Consider the following 16,822-nt stretch of genomic DNA (forward strand, 5'->3'; position numbering starts at 1 on the left):
ATCTACTTATGAGCGAGACCAACAATATCTTCTCGAATGACCCTTCAGTATGCGCGCCTCTTCCAACTACGGGCCGGCATTCAACTGATTGCAGAATCTGGTCCGATGTCCAAGGAGGAGCTTATAGAAGCACTCAGACAACGGAAAACGATCGATGCTGATGAAACCGCTACGGAAGGAGCAGACGATATAATCGAGCAGCTTCGTGACGCAAATCTCATAAAAAATAGCGAAGAGGGCTATCGACTAACATCCGAAGAGGAATTTAACGACAATCGGGTTGTGTTGACCTATTCAGGTGAGGAAGTCGTTGGTGCAGAAGATCAGCGAGCGCAAGCAGACCGAATACTCGCGAATATCATGTATCAACACCCGATGTTACTCGTCCTCTCGAAATTCATCTACCGGAAAGGCCCGGTCAAGGACTACGAGGTGATGCGGGAATTTGATGGCGATGCGTTCATTGGTGACAAGATGAACCAATTCACAATTGACATGGGGCTCAATCTACTGGAGGATGCCGACGTTATTGAACCGGTTGAGAATGGCTACATCCAGGAGAGGTGGCCTGTTCGCCTGTTCGCACACATTATCTACAAAGAATATTCCGATTTAATTGGTGACGGAGGAAGCGTTCGAGAACCGGAACTCTTCGAGAGATTAGAAACATTGTACGGTATCCCTCGAAGCACGTTCGATAACTACATTACGAGACTGCACACTGCCGGTATCGTTTCTGAAGGTAGCTACAAACAGTTGATCCTCAACGAGGACGTCCTTGAAGGAGCTAAAATCCATGAGTGAACCAGCAAGCAAATTCGACGAACTAGGGTTGGAACGAGACCCATTCTCGACGACTATCGCGGATGAGGAGATCGCGGCACAGTATGATTTGGTCGGAAGAGATGACCAAGAATACCGCCTACGTGAATTTGTCCAATCGGGCATTCGTGAACCCGATCTGATGAAACGTCGGCTGATTTTCGGAGAATATGGGACAGGTAAGTCCCACCATCTCATCGAACTGCGGGACGAGGTAAGAGAAGGCGTTGAAGTCGATGGGGAAACGTACGAAGCATTAGCAGTATACGTCGGCAACTTAGGCCTGAGTATTCGTCGGTTGTATGAGAAAATCGTCGAGGAGATATTAGAAGACGAACCTGGTCTTCAGGATTACGTGGAGTCACTTCCTGATGTCGAACCGGACAGTAGTGTTGACGAGGCCTATCAATATGAACGTCTGCAAGACAACGTTGCCACGAACCTTCGGAAAATCGTCACACATGCTAGGGAGGAATTAGAATACCGCTCAGTCTACCTCTTCATCGACGAAGCAGAAGACATTGAGGCGGAAAATGATGAGCAGAAGGTACAGCGGTTTATTCGTTCGTTCCTTCATTTAGTTAACGAACTGAACACCTCGGGACTGCACATTCTTCTCGGGTTCTCTCAAGGTGCACGAATGGCGATTACCCAATACGAGGACGACGATGACTCGCTTGGTAATGCGTTGGTTCAAAGATTCCAGGGAGACGATATTTATCTTGGTGATCTTACTGAATCGGACGTCAAGGATATGCTAATTGACCGGATGGACGTCCACCGTACCTCTAACCGTGGTGAAATTTCACCAATTGTGGAAGACACGGTCGATGTTGTAACTGAGGTTACGGGCGGCCACCCACGATCGATTCTTCAAATATACTCTGAGGCCCTCAACTACGCGGCGAAGGTGGATGCGGACCGGATTGATGGCGATGCTATCGTCTACGCTCTTAGAGATTTCACCTCTCTTGTGCGTGACGAGGATCTCCTAAGTGGAGAAGCACTCACCACACTCAAGAAGGGGCTCGAGGATGCACACCCGGACGCACGAGATGACTTCGAGCGCTTGGAGGGGCGCCTTATTGGAGAAGGAGATGCGATTCCAGAGAATTCCTTCTCGGATGACGTTCCTGGCACTCTCATGAGTCCGATTACTGTTGAAGGGGAGGACGCTGGTGAAATTCGTGTACTTGAAAAACGTGACCGGCACGGTCGATACTATTACGTTTTGAGTGAAGAGGCCAAGGACTTCCTCTTCCGCGGAAAGGGTGACGAAGGAACGGAAATACAGAAGTTGGATCTCCAAGCGACAAATGCCCCTGACAAATACCAAGGAGACCTTTCACGTGGGCTAGCCCTGGCTGTTCAATCGATGGGCAAAGGAAGTCTGCACAAGGATCCAGTCACCATCGCTGCCGGTCGATATGAATACGCCCTTCACTTAATCGATGTTGACCGAGGGCCGGGGAGGCGAGAACAAACTGTCGTCGTTGGTGTGTATAACGGTCAGGAAATACCCGCAGAATTACTCAAACTCTACGTCGAGGCCTACCAATCTCGTGGTGCCACCTTCGGTGCGTTGGTAAAACAAAACCAGCAGCAATCTGCGGAGGCAAATAAGTACGTTAACGGGCTAGACAGCGAAGAACGACAGTTTGTCACCGACCGCATCATAGAGGTCAATCTCTCTACCGAACAACGTGACAACTTCATTTACGGTAGGCTATTGGCTCTTGGCGATTCTGAGATTCAAGCAGAGGGGATGGTCGATGGCCACACGCTGATCTCTGAAATCGGCATAATCGGTGGCTTGCAGGAAACTTTCACAGAGACGATCCTTCCGTATCCCGACAAGGTTCACCGTGACGTCATCGAGTATCTGGAGAAAAATGATGCACGAGAGTTCACAATTGGTGACCTAAAGGACGAGCTCGACATTCAAAGCTATAACCTGAATGGGGACATAATGGGTGGGCTACGAGATCAAAATCTCGTAGCGAAATCAGGAAATCGCTGGGTCTATCCGGACATCGAGAACGACAAGCCGCCGTGGTATGAGATTTACCGCCGTCTTAACGAGCGCGGCGCTCTCACCGTAGATGAGATCCAGGATCAGCTAACCACTGAGTTCGCTCTGGGTTGTTCACGTGGTGACGAGAATGCGATGATTCAGTGGTATTTGGACCATCTCCAGAGACAGAACTACGTGGAGCCCACCACAGTAGAACGGGAGGGAGAGATTCACGACGCGTACGACATCGTTAGTGTTGAGGACCAGTATAATGAAGCCAGATCCCGAGCCCAATCCAGACTGGATGCGGCGCAGGAGCTCTACGACGAAGCGGTTTCGCTTGACGCCAAGAGCGTCAATAGCTACAAGAACCGGATTGAGGACCACTCCACCCGACTCGAACAGTTTGATGAAGTTTTCAACCCGACCCACAACGATCTGAACGAGGTTCGTGGCCTCATCGATGACATCGTGGAACTGGAGGAAGACTTGGAAGATGCTGTCTCTGACCGCAAAGAGAAGATTGTCGGTGACGCAGTTTCAGTTCGAGACGATATTGACGATCTTCGACGGAAGATTTCGAAGTCTGATGTAGAGGGTTCATTCGGGTCTCAGCTTGATGATTACGATGAGGAGTTGGGAGAACTGGATACGGAACTCGAGTCGCTCATAGATAACGAGCAGTATGAGCGGCTTGCGAAACGAGCCGGGAGCATCGATGACCGGGTAGATACGATAGACGATGAGGTTGAAAAGCTACTGGGAGTCAAGTCGAAATGTACTGAGAAATTCAAGCAACTGCGTGATGTAGCAGACAGCGCGGGGGACCACATCGACGCTATTGCAGCAGAGAACTCTTCGCACACGGAACTGGAAGCGGAACTTGAGGCAATTGAATCTCGATTTGACGATTATCGAGATCAGTTCAATAGTGGCGAATTCAAAGTTGCCCTCAGCACCCTCGAAGAGATTGAACCAGACCTCAAATCTCTCAAAGAGCAGGCGCAAGGGATTGAGCAGCAGCAACAACAGTATCTAAAACAGCTCGAGGATCTCGATCCGGAAATCTCCGATGAGGAAGGGAAAGAACTGCTCGAAGAAGCACGGAAAACCGTAAAGAAGGGCGACTTCGCCACGGCACCGACACTCATTGACGACCTTCGTGAACGAGCAAAAGGGCCAACCCGACGTGAGCAGTTTGTCGCTGCCTTGCGTGAGTACGATGGAAGTTTCAGGAAGCTCGTCACTGAGACAGACTTCGATGAGGCAGAAGCGTTTAGTCAACTCAAAGATGTCTACTCGGACTCTACGAGTGACATTGAGGACATAACGGTCGTGATGGCTAATGAGTAATACAGCGATGAGACAGCATGAGCACCTCGATGCTGTCAAGGAGATGTGGGAGGTTCTTGTCGACGGGAAAGATCATGATGACCTACAACAACACGTTCTTCGATGGGTCGATAATGCCTGTAAGCAGCAGATCAACGCCGGTAACTACGATGCTACGGTAGCACTGTCAGACCTATTCGATCGGTTCCACCGAACATTCGTACTCGGTGAAGATGAACCGGATACTGGCGAAAATATCGACATTACCTACGCATTCCCTGCTCAGCTATCTACTAAGACGGCCAGCCAACTACTTTTTCAGCATGTCATCGACAAACTTGTCGAAAGGGATGTTCTACTCTACGTCTACGACAAACAACGCGTTCGGAGTCGTGTAGCAGAAGTCACTAGGTACTTCGCGCTGCTTCGCCAGCGGTTCGCTGATCAGAGTGGATACGAGCACGCTCCCAGTCTCACGAAGATGGTCAAGATGGACATACAGTCCCGTGAGAAGCCTAAATGGGGTGACCAAGGAATTGACTTGGGTGACAAAATCAGAGAGATTTTACAACGTTCAAGAACCGGCGAACCTGCTTCTGAGTTTGGGTCTGTCGGACGTGCAGACTGGCGAGACGCCACGAACGATGCGCTCACTCTGATATACAGGCTGTGTAAGCGCCGAGGTATGACCGGGTTAGCTGCATTCCAGGGCAGATCCCTCGATGAACTCTATCGCCGGGCGGTTACCGAACGGGATGAAGAACGAGCCCACATTATCACAGCGAGTACCGGTGGTGGTAAGACAGAGGCCTTCTTGTTCCCGATACTCGCATACAGCCTGACGGCGAACCATGACAATATTCGGGTAGGCGGTGTTGACGCTGTTCTTGCATACCCCCGAAAAGACCTGTGTGATAACCAGTTTGAGCGTATCGTCGAGTATCTCTACGAGATTGAACAAATTATCGCTGCGGACGACGAACTGCCCTATGATTCGCTCCCGATAACAGTGGCCCTCCAACACGGTAGTGCAAGCCAATCTGAGATCAGCTGTCCCGTCGACGGCTGTGATGGAGGAATGCCGACGGATGACATGGTCTGTGACAAGGATCCCGCGCATAAGGCTGACTTTGCCCGATCAGATAAGGGGGCCACAGCCGACATCATCGTAGTTACCCCCGATACGCTTCATCGACGATTGATGGATCACCGGGGCTACGATCAGTTCTGGAGACACGCGTCACCGCCAAAGTTCGTTGTCCTCGACGAGGTTCACGTCTATACGAACCAGTACGGAATGCACGTCGCAAACGTAATGCGGCGGTTCCAAGCAGCAATGCGGGAAGTCGATCCTGACCAACAACCCAACTTGGTTGCCTCCAGTGCAACTATATCAAACGCTGAACAGTTCACAGAGGCAATCTTTGGGACTCCCGATGCTAGAGAGATCACCCCCCGAGGTAAGAACGAAGACATCCCATGGAAGGAGACGAGTAAGGAATTTAGAAAAGAGAGTGAGATTGAAGAAATCGGGTGGGAATATCTCGTATTTATAAAAGCTACAGACCCCCGTGAGGTCCAGGTTCCACAGGGAGAAGCCAAGTACAAACCTCGGCGTGAATGGGGACCAGAGGATTTCGAAGAGACGAACGTAACGAATCTCTCGTCTATGATTCAGGTCGCCTTCACGATGTACCATACGATCCTCAAACAGGAGTCTGATGAGGGGCAACTAAAGAACAAAATTCTGGGGTTCGTTGACTCTATCGACTCTGTCAAACGACTAGGTGATTATATCCAAGACGCAGAGTCTGGACGAGGTGTCGAGGGTCAGGAGTTATTCACTCTCCGTACCCCTGATGCTTTCCTGCGAGACGAAGATGAACCAGGGACCAATCCAGACTGCCCTAAGCACCAGTTCCGATCGAATGCAGCATCACATGAACGGGCGGTCTGCGAACCACTCCCTCCGAACAAGAATCTGAATCCGTGTCCTGTCTATGAGGCCGGTGAGTGCTGGTGGACGATGACCGACGAACTGGATCTCGAGCCGATGGATGTCTACCTGCACAAGAGTGGCCGAACTGAGACTCCGGATGGTACTCGTGTTGAAGACGACAATTGGGATCTTATGGTCACTACTAGCGCACTGGAAGTTGGATTCGACCATCCCGGCATAATTGGAACCTTCCAGTATCGAGCACCGATGAACATCCCTGGATTCGTACAACGGAAAGGTAGGGGAGGCCGTGATCCTGATGACCAACCGATTTCAGTAGTTGTTCTCGGTTCACGTCCTGAAGATGCATTCTACTTCCACCATGAAAACCTCCTCTCCGACCCAGATGAGCGGTACCTCGAAATCAATCTGGATGAAGAGAATAGGTTCGTTCGAACAGAGCATCTCGTCTCTGCGATCTTCGATTACTTGAACGTCACTGATAACGAGACCGCAGACGAAATATACCGAAGATTAGACATCGAGGAGTTAGATGAGAAATTCACACATGAGCAAGATGAGATCGCTAACTGGCTCCGAAAGGCGTTCCCGATGGTGCCTGAGGAGCAGATTACTGCCGTGATCAACGAAATTGGAGATTACATTAATCTAACACAGGCCCCGTTAACACCCGCAAGCGTCGGTGGGGGAGACATCCAAGAATTCTGGGAGGCAGCACGGTTCCCTAGAGGGACTCGTCAGGCCGATCTCGAAGAGAGTCTTGATGATCTGAAATTCAAGCGACGGCTTTTCCAGGAGATTGCGGCTGGGAACCTCGACTTGGAGAATACTTCCAACAAATGAGCGATCAAACTCCTCTCTCGGAAGCAGATGACCTGACACAAGAAGAGCGATTGCTGGCACGACTTAATGGCCTGATTCAATACCAATCTGACCTCCTTGATAAGGTCCAGCGCAATCGTTTCCGTCCATATTGCCATATACCAGACCTCTTTGAGCTTGATCCAGAGGCAACAAGGCCATTTAGCGTTCCGGGTACATTCATTTCTGAGCAGGTCGGTGGTAACATCAGTGTTGTCAACGCGAATGGCGGCTTTTTAGCGAATGAGACTCTCGATCTTATGTTGGGGAGCTTTTTGCCCGGCGGCTACAAACGTCGATGGGAATTCGACCTATGGACTGGCGATTTCGGGCCCTCATCGAGAAGAGGATTTGCAGATATTAACGACGGGCTGCGCATTCGAACATCCAGTCAACTATCCGAGATCCTAACACAGAGTGAAGAAGAGCGGTACACCCCGTTTGAACACCCTGTAGACGACGTAAGCGTCTACATTCCCCAGCAGTTCATCGTCTGGAATCCGAGCGTGGGTGAGAACGGAGAGCATACGCACTACTATTGGGATTCTGCGAACGGGGTTGTAAGGAATCAGAAACCAGAGGACGTCTCAGAGGAGGAACTCACGAAGTTGAAAAGTGATCCGACCTCGCAGTTCCTCTGGTTCAAGCATCCCCTTGGACGAGGCGACAGTCCAGAGTCACTGGATTTGTCGACGATGACCGGTGGCCTCATTGAGCAGGGAGAGTTCAACAGCGACGCGACATTCCTTAAAGCGTACTATGCCACCCTGTTGACTCTATACGGCGAAGAAAGGACATTCTCTGAAGTAATTCGCTATCGTCATGAGGAAGATGACGTCACGGCATTCGTCGGTAGCCGTGAGGAAAGCCAGGTTCTGATGTTTGATATAGACCGGTCGATGGTCACCGAGTTACTTGACAAAGTCTTCCAGAAAGAAACGCCGCTTTTCCGAGACCTCCAATTTTCGCTCTTATATCGCCGATTATGGGACCGACTGTTCTTCCAAGAAGAGGCCCTCGAACACGCATTTAGCGTTACCCCGTTCTATCGTGCCCTAATTGCGGTCGACTATCTCTTTTCGATGGGGTCTGACGGGCCAGACTCGCTATTTGAAGCCAGTGTTAACGACATTGAAGCATGTCTTCCAAGCCTCCTACCGTCCAGGGACAGGAGGTTAGGGTTGCTTGATTACGATGACGGGAAAATCTCGACTTATGAAACGCTTCTGGATGAATATGGAGATTCGTTGAAAGCCATTATTGAGGAGTGCGCTGATGACGATTCAGTGAGACAATTTGCTGAGCATGTCTTCGTCCATTCACTCAAACATGGACTTGCTTCGTGGGCGGCAGAATACAGTGCCGGTGGTGGCGACTTCGAAGCTTGGTACGACGTGAACTTCGTAGAGACGAACGGCGAAACCGTTGAGATCGGTATCTATGACTCAATTCAAGGCGGTGCTGGTGTAAGCCGTGAAGTCTTCGATGACTTACGTGAGCTCTCCGATACTGAACTGCTAAGCGGGCTTGCTAGACAGGCGAGCTGCCATATTGGTGCTACAGAAGAGACGTTGGTTTCCTTGCTGAAGGAATACTCTGGAGAGTACGTGTTTGACCTTGCCCAAACGAGCGAAATTACATCTGGGCGCGATATACCCGAGTTCAATGATGCATTTCAGAGCTTGGGAGCCGACTTCTCGTACGCTCGGTACGACGACGTCAAACCGCTACTTCACCGACGCCTTAACCGTATTGCTGAGACACGGGAAATGGCCCGCTTCTATAGCGTTGTTGCTGAGACATATACGACAACGAAGGAACAACTAAACCGCACACCACGACCGGTAGACTTGGTATTTGCTTTGGAGGACCGAACGTTCTTCGACACTCGGGTCAGAGAGACGTACCGGCGATTTGCGAATAGGCGTTCTCAGCGTCGCGATCTTAGTGAACTGGCTGAACGAATAGAAGAGGTGACCAAGCAGTGTATTCATGCATGTCCGGACTGTCTAAAACGGGACTCCTGCACACACCAGTATCGGTATCAAGAACAGATGCTTGACCGCCGTCTCCTCGCACGCTCACTAGCGGCACTTGATGGAGGTAAGTGAAAATGATCTATCCAATTCAGGACATCGTTGACGACGAGACGCACTATGGCCGCGAAGTCACTATCCGATGTACAGTCGTTGGTGACCCAAGAAGGGGGCAACAAGGCGGCGACAAGACACTTTATCCAGTTAGGGCGTCTGGTCAGTTCGAAGATGATGCCTTCCTCTCGATCTGGCATGAGGATCCTGCTTGGACGGACTCGTTCGGGCGAACCGCGTCGTATCTTCGCGAAATAATCGACGAGGTGCCTTTACAGCAAGACGAGTCGGTCATCGTCAGGGGGATTCCCAACACACACAACGACAAGTGGTATTTCAACGTCACCGGCATCATAATTCGTGACCCGGATACCGCAATCGGCAAAAGTGAGATGCGCTCCGCTAGCGAGTGCCCCCGTATTTACGACCTTCTTTACGAGAAGAACGTGTATTCGCCTGGTCGATACGATCTTTCTCCTGGAGCAATCAAAGGTAGAATAGTCCATAAATTAGTAGAACGGGCAATCGAAGAAGGGGGCCAACCTCAATTCAAAGGTGGTTGGTCGGAAGCACAAGTTGAGGCGTCCCTTGAAGAATTAATTGAGTCGGAGTATTCTATCGAGATGGCTCTGTGTCGGTTAGCATGGGTAAGTCCCAACCGAATTCAGGAGAACGCGTTGAATGCTGCTACTCGTCTTCTGACAGACGACGAATTTACAAATCGGATCGCTTCAGCAACAGATGTCAGTGCAGAAGTAGGCCTCTCTGCCTCAGTCGGCTTTAATGGCCGCGTTGACCTGATCGTCGACGGGGTCCCCTATGATCTCAAAACTAACTACAACCTGACGGATAAAAGACGGAATCAGCACCGATTTCAACTCCGGGTCTATCTCCTAGCGTTCCTCCTCGAAACTCTTCAGACAGGAGAGCGTCTCCATAAGCGGATTGACGAAGGAGTTAGCGGCTATCTCGTTTATCCGAACTTAGCGAACGAATCGGGCGTCGTGTTGGAGGAAGTCGAATTGCGGCGCGGCGATGTAGAAGACATCCTCTCTCTCCGGAACGAGGCATCTGTTCTTCGCGATGGATTCGGTGTGCCGACGACTTACGGTCGAGATTGTGCTGGCTGTACGTTCAAGTCGCCAACAACCGATCAAGAGAAAAATGAGATTCTACCGTCACCTTGTCAATATTACTGTCAATCTGAGCGCCGGTGGCCGTGTTTTGAATCAGACGATGAGGGAAATATCATATCCCAGTGTCCGCTCTTCGACGAGTGTGAGCAACGACTCGAATTCCGAGACCCCTCTGTCACCGACCATTACACGGGTCTTCGTCAGGCATTGAACAGTGAACGAGACCATCGGAAACGATTAGGCTACGAACTTGAGCAATTAGCTCCAGAAACACTGTCCGAAGCAGGGTTGCGAATCCCTGATCTCGAACTTAAAGCCTTAGAGGGCCAACGAAGGATGGTCTTCACGTCAGATACAGGGCTAGTTCCATCCTTTACTCCAGGTTCGGGCGTACGTCTCAAGCAGACCGGCACGGAATACTATCAAGAAGCCACATACTATGGCCAGATTGAGAACAAGTACGTCTTCCAACTGAAATCAACGCCAAATTCAGCATTCCTCGATCCCACGGAGACATATGAAGCCGTCCGTACCATCGCGGCTGATTCTCTACCACGTGAGCTATTGTCACAACTGGACTACGCTCAGCGAGGAGAGGTCTCTCCCCTTCTTGAAACGACAGGAAAGGCCGGCGATAACGAAGACAGTCTCGACCCTTCGGACCTAAATTCTCTTTCCGAGTACGCTGACGCAAAGGAACTGTATCTGGATGTTCCAGTCCGTCGTGACCGGACTACGCTCGTTACTGACGTTGTTACAAAACTTGCCACGCAGCAGTATCCAAGCCCCACTAGTGGCGAAGAGATACCTGACGATGAGCAACGCACATTAATTCTCTGTACGCGGCCTGAAATGACCGACTCAGTCGAGGAGCGACTATCTTCAGTCGAAGGGGCAACTAGAATGGACGGATTCGCTGGTGGAGCAACGACGGGTCTCACTGGAACGTCTGATGGACACAAAATCTATGAGGCACTTCGTGACGCATCTATCGTGATTTCGTCGGCGCGCTATGCGCTTAGTGAGCAGGTATTCCACGCTATGCGAGATGGTGATGAGTCGGTTCGGCCCCATACTGACAAATTCTTTGACACGATCGTGATTGTGGGTGCTGAAAGTCTCGCAGAACCCCAGTTCCATTTCCTCCAGGTTCTTGGCGATCGAGTAGCAGCAATTGGTGACACTCGACGGTCTGGTCCTGAGATTGTCAGTGGAGAGGCTAGAGACGCCCGTCTTGACGAGGCGTATTTCAACCGTCTATACCGGCGGTTCGCGAACGTTGAGAGCGACGACAGTCAGAGCATTCGGGTGAAAGCAGAACTCACCCCTGCAATGGAATCTGCATTTTCGGGACTGGAACTTGACGCAGAGACTATTGACGGAAGTTTCGAATTTAGAGATACGGATGGAGCGATAGCAACGGCCATCGGCGAAACCTCGCTAGAATATCAAGTACCACCGTCCACTGAAGAAAACGAAACCCGTTTCATCCGGCTGGAACCGGTCAAACAAGTTGATGCAGTCCATATCTCTCAGTCTCTACAACAGCTTAGAACCCTTGACGCGAGCGCACTAACGTTCGGTGAGACATACACAATCCAGGACATCAGATTCAAAGTCCGTACCAGTAATCCTATTGATAGCGATCATCATCGTCTGAAGGTCAGTATCCCCGTACATGCGACACCATATCTCCATCAGCGCCTGACGCAAAATAAAACTGAAGCCGAGAAGGTAGCTGAAGTTTGTGCAAACGTCTCTCCAGATTTGGTTGTCACTCCCTTTGTCGCCCATGCAAATGCAATTCGAGAAGAGTTGGAAGAAACCGGAGAAGGCATAGCGGTTCGTCTCCCCGATCAGCTATCTGGAACTCATGTAGACTCGGCTGTAGTCAGTCTCGCTGTTACAGGCGAAGAACGAGTGGTCACTCCGCCCGTGAGTGATATTGAGCAACTCTACACCTGCTTCAACTGCGCACAAGACGTTACATTAGTTGGCGATCGAGAAACTTTGGAACGGAACTCACTCATCAGCCGATTGATTGAATCTACCTAAGCACTCACCGGCACGAATACCAATAATGTACGAACTGGATCAGAGAATAACCAACCAATACACGCGAAAGCTATGATTCCAACAGACGAATTCTATGACAAACCCGAGATGGAAAGGCAAGAGCTTGTGGACGCGGGCCACGTCGTAACCGACGGCAAGATTGCAGAAACAGTACCTTCAAACAGACGTGGCGGAATTCACGTTTTTGAGGAACCGGTCACCGATCTCGTTGTCGATCGCCTCAAGGGTGCCCGATACACCGCAAATGAACTCGCTCCAGACTTCCCTATTGACAAGGAAGAGCTGGACGATTTGTTCAATTGGATGAAGTATGAGCCAATGGATCTTCTCACGGGCCATTTCGGTGTACTGAGGGTCGTGGATACGGAGGGTGCAGAATATGTCTATACTGTAGAAGCCATACCATTTTCGGCACGGTGTGTTGACCCAACTCTAAGTGGATACTTGTTAGACGCTAACGATCGGTGTCCGATTTCCCGTCCTGAAATCACAACGAAGCGCAGTCCTACTTCTTGGGATGAATACGTAGATCAAGCAACCGATTACTGGGGAATCCCAGAAGACGAGCTGACGATGGATCTTGATGATCAAGTCGGATTCGCAAAATCAACCCTCGGACCTCTGCCGGTTATTAGCGATTTGTCGGACACAGAACGGGTTGTAGAGCGGTTCCAGAGCACTGAGGACAGTTACCGCAGGAAACAGCATACAGTCCAGAGCGTTAAAAAGAGCATTAGCTTCCACAAATCTCGTTGCCGACGTAATCCTTCACTGGGTGCATTTCAATCATTTAGTCTGTTTCTGATGGATGTTAGCGAATATGCGTCAATTGAGAACGACAGCCAGCTACGAGAGTTAGTTACACAGGGGGGGCAGATTCTCTATCGATGCCTGTACGGAAATCTCTGGCCAGGCGGATCGACGGATTGGCGACCGTTCGAAATCACGATTCAAGACAGAAGTATAGATACGTTTGACCGACGGGTGATCGACATTGTAGAGCAACAACCCACATCAAACGGACAGTTATCCGACCGCTGGGGATTTTCGGATGGGCGAGAGGTATGGGATCACCTTCAGTCTGAACTCAGTCAGTATGTAACCCGGAACACCGACAAGTTTGCTTGTGCCACCGAATCAGCCCGTCGTTACGTAAGTGGACTTGAACAGGACGGCAAAATCACTCTCAGTAAAGAGCCCCCCAGAATCCCAGGTAAAGGAAGAATCACTCTCGCAGTCTCGGATTCCCAGCAAAACGATAGCGGCGGCGTTAACTGGAGCAGGTGATTGTAGGAGTTTTACTACTCTGTTTGATCTTGTTTTCCGGTTATTTCTATAGCAATTTCACGTCGATGACCAACACCCGGTGTGGTTACCAACGACGCACCACCCGCAGATGTGATGACAGTTACTGTTGATGATTTTTGCTTGCTAAGACATTGAGAACAGTTGATCTCGCTCTAGGTCTCCACCTCAAGCAAGAAACCAACATATGACATTACCCCTTTTACCAGCATACCACTATCGTCGGGTGAAGAATGAAATGGGCAAATAAATCGCTTGAGGAACTCGAGGAGATGTACTGGGAGGAGATTGCACCCGAGTTCCGCGACGACGGCTACGATCCAACCACTGAGTATCCCTCCTATCAGTGGCTCGTTGAACACGGGTACCGTGGTTTTCGGTACCCCTTCAGCGGCCAGCAGAACTCCCACAATATGACGTTGGCCGGTTTCTTTGCTGAACATGTCGGTCTCTCTTCGCCTAGTGGTTCCACATTCGAATGGCAGGGCGATCATCAGGCCACGCATGATGCATTGAACCTGTACCTAGAGTCACTTGCTCAGTCCGGCCTGACCCAGACAACAATCGAGACGTACCAGTACGGGCTTTCTACACTCCTCCGGCTCTATCAAGAGGAACACGGCCATGTAGACATTGTCAGCATCGCCGATGAGGGGCCTTCTTCACTTCGAGACCATTGGAAACCGATTTTGTCCGATTTGGATCGAGAGCTTGGCAGCCAGGGGTCCAAACAGAAGTATGCGCTGACATTGAAGGCGTTCTACGACTTCTTCTATGATGACGACAACAATCCTTTTGCCACCCTACTCTCCGAAGTGGAGTGGCAGGACCACGATGTTTCCGACCCCGGAAACCTCGATGCGAGTCAAGTTGCGGGAATCTACCACCATACAGCATCCCTTGATGAACAGCTTGTTGTGTTGCTCACAGCGGGGTGTGGTCTCTCTACCAGTGACTGTGCAACTCTGCGGACTGACCGGGTCCAGTTCACTGATCTGGACGAGGGTCTAGATGAGGTTGGATTCTGTATCGAAGGACGGGCAAACTCCTTGATTCCCGTCGAGAAAAATGCCGAAGCAATCAAACGACGACTCAACGAGGATTCGTACGTCTTTGAAAGCCATGAGGCGGGACGTAGCCATGTAACAACTGAGACAATCCGTCGGTGGTTCAAGGCTGCTGCGGGGCGTGCGGGAGTTTCTCTTCGAGGGGATACCCCCACCCCTCGAGACGCACGGAAGTTCTTCCAGAATGTTCAGGAGGACTCTACTATACTCGCAGCACTCCAAACTGCCGCGGCGTTCTACAGTGGTGGTGAGGCGGATGAGTGAATCTACCGATCCTGATGTCTACGTCCGCCAAAACAAGGAGTCACTTGTTCGAGTCATCAAACACAGCAACGACGAGTTCGTTCGAGCACTCTGCTTGGCTGCTCTCGTTAAGTACGGCGAAGAGCCTCCTGAAGCAGTCGTCGAGAAAGACATCAACCGCCTCGATCAGCTTCGTGAATCACTCGATCAGTAGTCCGCCTCTCTTCTAATAGCGTTCTGCCGATTGCAACTGGGTCTCAATAAGATGTTATGATGGGAAAATTCTACATAAAACGGGTTAATTGAACTCCCAGTAATTGATACAAGCACCGTGACCGATACAGAAGTGTATGCGGTCTCACCAGGAGAAACTACCTTCGTCGTACCGCTCCTCGAACTCCTCGATAACCTCTGCACACGTCTCAACCGCCTCAGCCGCCTCGACCACTTCCTCGAAATAATCCGTTTCACGAAGATTGTGGACCAAATCGTTCCGTGTTTGCCGGACATCCTGCATATCGCTCCTGAGGTCCCCCGACACCAGCCCTGTACGTTGAAGGAGCATCTCACGCCCCGGCTGAGACAGCTTCCTCTCGAGTTTTCTTTTCGTCGTATTCGAACCCCGGTAGTCCTCGTCAATGATCTTGTCGTGGAGCAAACTCACTGAGTAATCCTCGATCACGACCTGGGCCAAGGTGAGGAACGGCAGCACCCGGTTCGCGAGCTGAATCTCAAAGTAGGCTTCGGCGTACGCCTGCGGTACACTCATCTGGAAAAACCCGCGGATCGATGCTTTGAGATGATCTGGATCCACCTCCATCGGGAACTCTTCGCATTCTTGTTCGAGATCGTGTTCCTCGATGATCAACTGGGCCGTCATATTCTGGGTTAAATCCTCGTAGCTCTCAACGAGGTCTGTAATCTCCCGGTACACGCGGTGGATAGTGGTCTTGGTGACGAACCGGCCGTCGTTGAATGCACTGTCTTTCATCGAACTTGCCAAGGCGTTCATCTCGGTCTCCCCTGGCATCTTAACATCCTCTTCAACCGATGCCACGTCACCCTTAGAGTACACTGTCGCCGACTTGAACTGGGCGTATGCGCGAGGATTTCTCGGTGTGACTTCTGACTCCGGGTCCAGCCTCTCTTCAGTCCATTCTCCGGTCACCTTTAGAGCAAGTTCATTAGGCGGGATCATACTGCCCATTCAAAGCCCGCCGAGAAAAAGGCTGACTACCTGAACGGCCACAGTTTCAGGGCCGCAAGGACCAAAACGACCACAAGGCTGGGCACCCTCACCGTGCTGCCGAAGAATCCAGAACCAACGCTGGCTCCGAGGGTTCGGACCATGACCCCCGTGGACGGACGCTTTATTTCGGACCCCAGAGAACGCTCGGCCATGTCAACACAGGCGAAAGCCGGAGAAATGCTGGTCGGAGCCCATCACAAATATATCGGAGACTGCGACTTCGTCACCTACCAGAAGACTGCCCTTGACACTCAGACGGAGGTTGACGTGGTCGGCGTCAACTTAGATGGCGAGCAGGAAATCTACGCCTGCGAGGTCGTGACCCACCTCGGTGGAATGGGCTACGGCTCCTACAAGGAGAACCGTGACCGCCTAGATCGGAAATTCAAACGGGCCGAGAAGCTGGTGACCACCGAATACGACACCGCCGAGACGTTCACCTTCCAGCTCTGGAGTCTGAACACGCCGAAAGGACTGGTAACTCCGCTCTCAGAACTGGCCGACGAGTTTGAGGACGAAACCGGCTACGAACTGGAACTGGTGATGAATGACGACTATGCCGAGAGGATTCAGGACCTCCAAGACCTCGCTTCCTCAAAGAACGCACAGACGAACGATCTCGCCTTTCGCTTTCTCCAGATATTCGAATACCTCTCATGATCCAGAC

General features: G+C 51.0%; 10 protein-coding genes. 9 read left to right on the forward strand and 1 reads right to left on the reverse strand.

Translation table 11 applies throughout. The features are described 5' to 3' along the window. Positions 1-36: 36 nt before the first annotated feature. The 8 genes from ACZ432_RS08190 (at position 37) to ACZ432_RS08225 (ending at position 15,120) form a co-directional block, all read left to right on the forward strand. A complete protein-coding gene (locus ACZ432_RS08190) occupies positions 37-804 on the forward strand; it encodes a hypothetical protein (protein ID WP_426962766.1) in 768 nt (255 codons plus the stop codon). Beyond that, the gene (locus ACZ432_RS08195; RefSeq protein WP_426962765.1) at positions 797-4,189 is read left to right on the forward strand and encodes a hypothetical protein; all 3,393 of its coding nucleotides are present in this window, start codon (positions 797-799) and stop codon (positions 4,187-4,189) included. Before ACZ432_RS08190 ends, ACZ432_RS08195 begins: the two co-directional genes overlap by 8 nt. Next, entirely contained in the window at positions 4,182-6,971 is a 2,790-nt protein-coding gene (locus tag ACZ432_RS08200) for a DEAD/DEAH box helicase (RefSeq protein ID WP_426962764.1), read from the forward strand. The genes ACZ432_RS08195 and ACZ432_RS08200 overlap by 8 nt, the downstream gene beginning before the upstream one ends. Next, positions 6,968-9,100, forward strand: a complete 2,133-nt coding sequence (locus tag ACZ432_RS08205) for a hypothetical protein (protein ID WP_426962763.1) — start codon at positions 6,968-6,970, stop codon at positions 9,098-9,100. Before ACZ432_RS08200 ends, ACZ432_RS08205 begins: the two co-directional genes overlap by 4 nt. A 2-nt stretch (positions 9,101-9,102) precedes the next feature. Then, a complete protein-coding gene (locus ACZ432_RS08210) occupies positions 9,103-12,270 on the forward strand; it encodes a PD-(D/E)XK nuclease family protein (protein WP_426962762.1) in 3,168 nt (1,055 codons plus the stop codon). Positions 12,271-12,342: 72 nt separating this feature from the next. Then, positions 12,343-13,578, forward strand: a complete 1,236-nt coding sequence (locus ACZ432_RS08215; protein WP_426962761.1) for a DUF5797 family protein — start codon at positions 12,343-12,345, stop codon at positions 13,576-13,578. Between the two features lie 251 nt (positions 13,579-13,829). After that, positions 13,830-14,927: a hypothetical protein gene (locus tag ACZ432_RS08220; RefSeq protein ID WP_426962760.1), complete on the forward strand. Its 1,098-nt coding sequence runs from the start codon at positions 13,830-13,832 to the stop codon at positions 14,925-14,927. Next, on the forward strand, positions 14,920-15,120 hold the full coding sequence (locus ACZ432_RS08225; RefSeq protein ID WP_426962759.1) for a hypothetical protein: 201 nt from the start codon (positions 14,920-14,922) through the stop codon (positions 15,118-15,120). The genes ACZ432_RS08220 and ACZ432_RS08225 overlap by 8 nt, the downstream gene beginning before the upstream one ends. 144 nt (positions 15,121-15,264) lie before the next feature. On the opposite strand, the gene ACZ432_RS08230 is transcribed toward ACZ432_RS08225, so the two are convergent. Further along, the gene (locus tag ACZ432_RS08230; RefSeq protein WP_426962758.1) at positions 15,265-16,104 is read right to left on the reverse strand and encodes a hypothetical protein; all 840 of its coding nucleotides are present in this window, start codon (positions 16,102-16,104) and stop codon (positions 15,265-15,267) included. A 201-nt stretch (positions 16,105-16,305) separates the two neighbouring features. On the opposite strand from ACZ432_RS08230, the gene ACZ432_RS08235 reads away from it, so the two are divergent. Next, the gene (locus ACZ432_RS08235; RefSeq protein ID WP_426962757.1) at positions 16,306-16,815 is read left to right on the forward strand and encodes a hypothetical protein; all 510 of its coding nucleotides are present in this window, start codon (positions 16,306-16,308) and stop codon (positions 16,813-16,815) included. Positions 16,816-16,822: the final 7 nt, after the last annotated feature.

The organism is Haloparvum alkalitolerans (assembly GCF_055381565.1).

Coding starts and splice junctions, on each gene's coding strand:
- ACZ432_RS08190 (WP_426962766.1), top strand. CDS start 37: ATGACCCTTCAGTATGCGCGCCTCTTCCAACTACGGGCCGGCATTCAA.
- ACZ432_RS08195 (WP_426962765.1), top strand. CDS start 797: ATGAGTGAACCAGCAAGCAAATTCGACGAACTAGGGTTGGAACGAGAC.
- ACZ432_RS08200 (WP_426962764.1), top strand. CDS start 4,182: ATGAGTAATACAGCGATGAGACAGCATGAGCACCTCGATGCTGTCAAG.
- ACZ432_RS08205 (WP_426962763.1), top strand. CDS start 6,968: ATGAGCGATCAAACTCCTCTCTCGGAAGCAGATGACCTGACACAAGAA.
- ACZ432_RS08235 (WP_426962757.1), top strand. CDS start 16,306: ATGTCAACACAGGCGAAAGCCGGAGAAATGCTGGTCGGAGCCCATCAC.
- ACZ432_RS08210 (WP_426962762.1), top strand. CDS start 9,103: ATGATCTATCCAATTCAGGACATCGTTGACGACGAGACGCACTATGGC.
- ACZ432_RS08230 (WP_426962758.1), bottom strand. CDS start 16,104: ATGATCCCGCCTAATGAACTTGCTCTAAAGGTGACCGGAGAATGGACT.
- ACZ432_RS08220 (WP_426962760.1), top strand. CDS start 13,830: ATGAAATGGGCAAATAAATCGCTTGAGGAACTCGAGGAGATGTACTGG.
- ACZ432_RS08225 (WP_426962759.1), top strand. CDS start 14,920: ATGAGTGAATCTACCGATCCTGATGTCTACGTCCGCCAAAACAAGGAG.
- ACZ432_RS08215 (WP_426962761.1), top strand. CDS start 12,343: ATGATTCCAACAGACGAATTCTATGACAAACCCGAGATGGAAAGGCAA.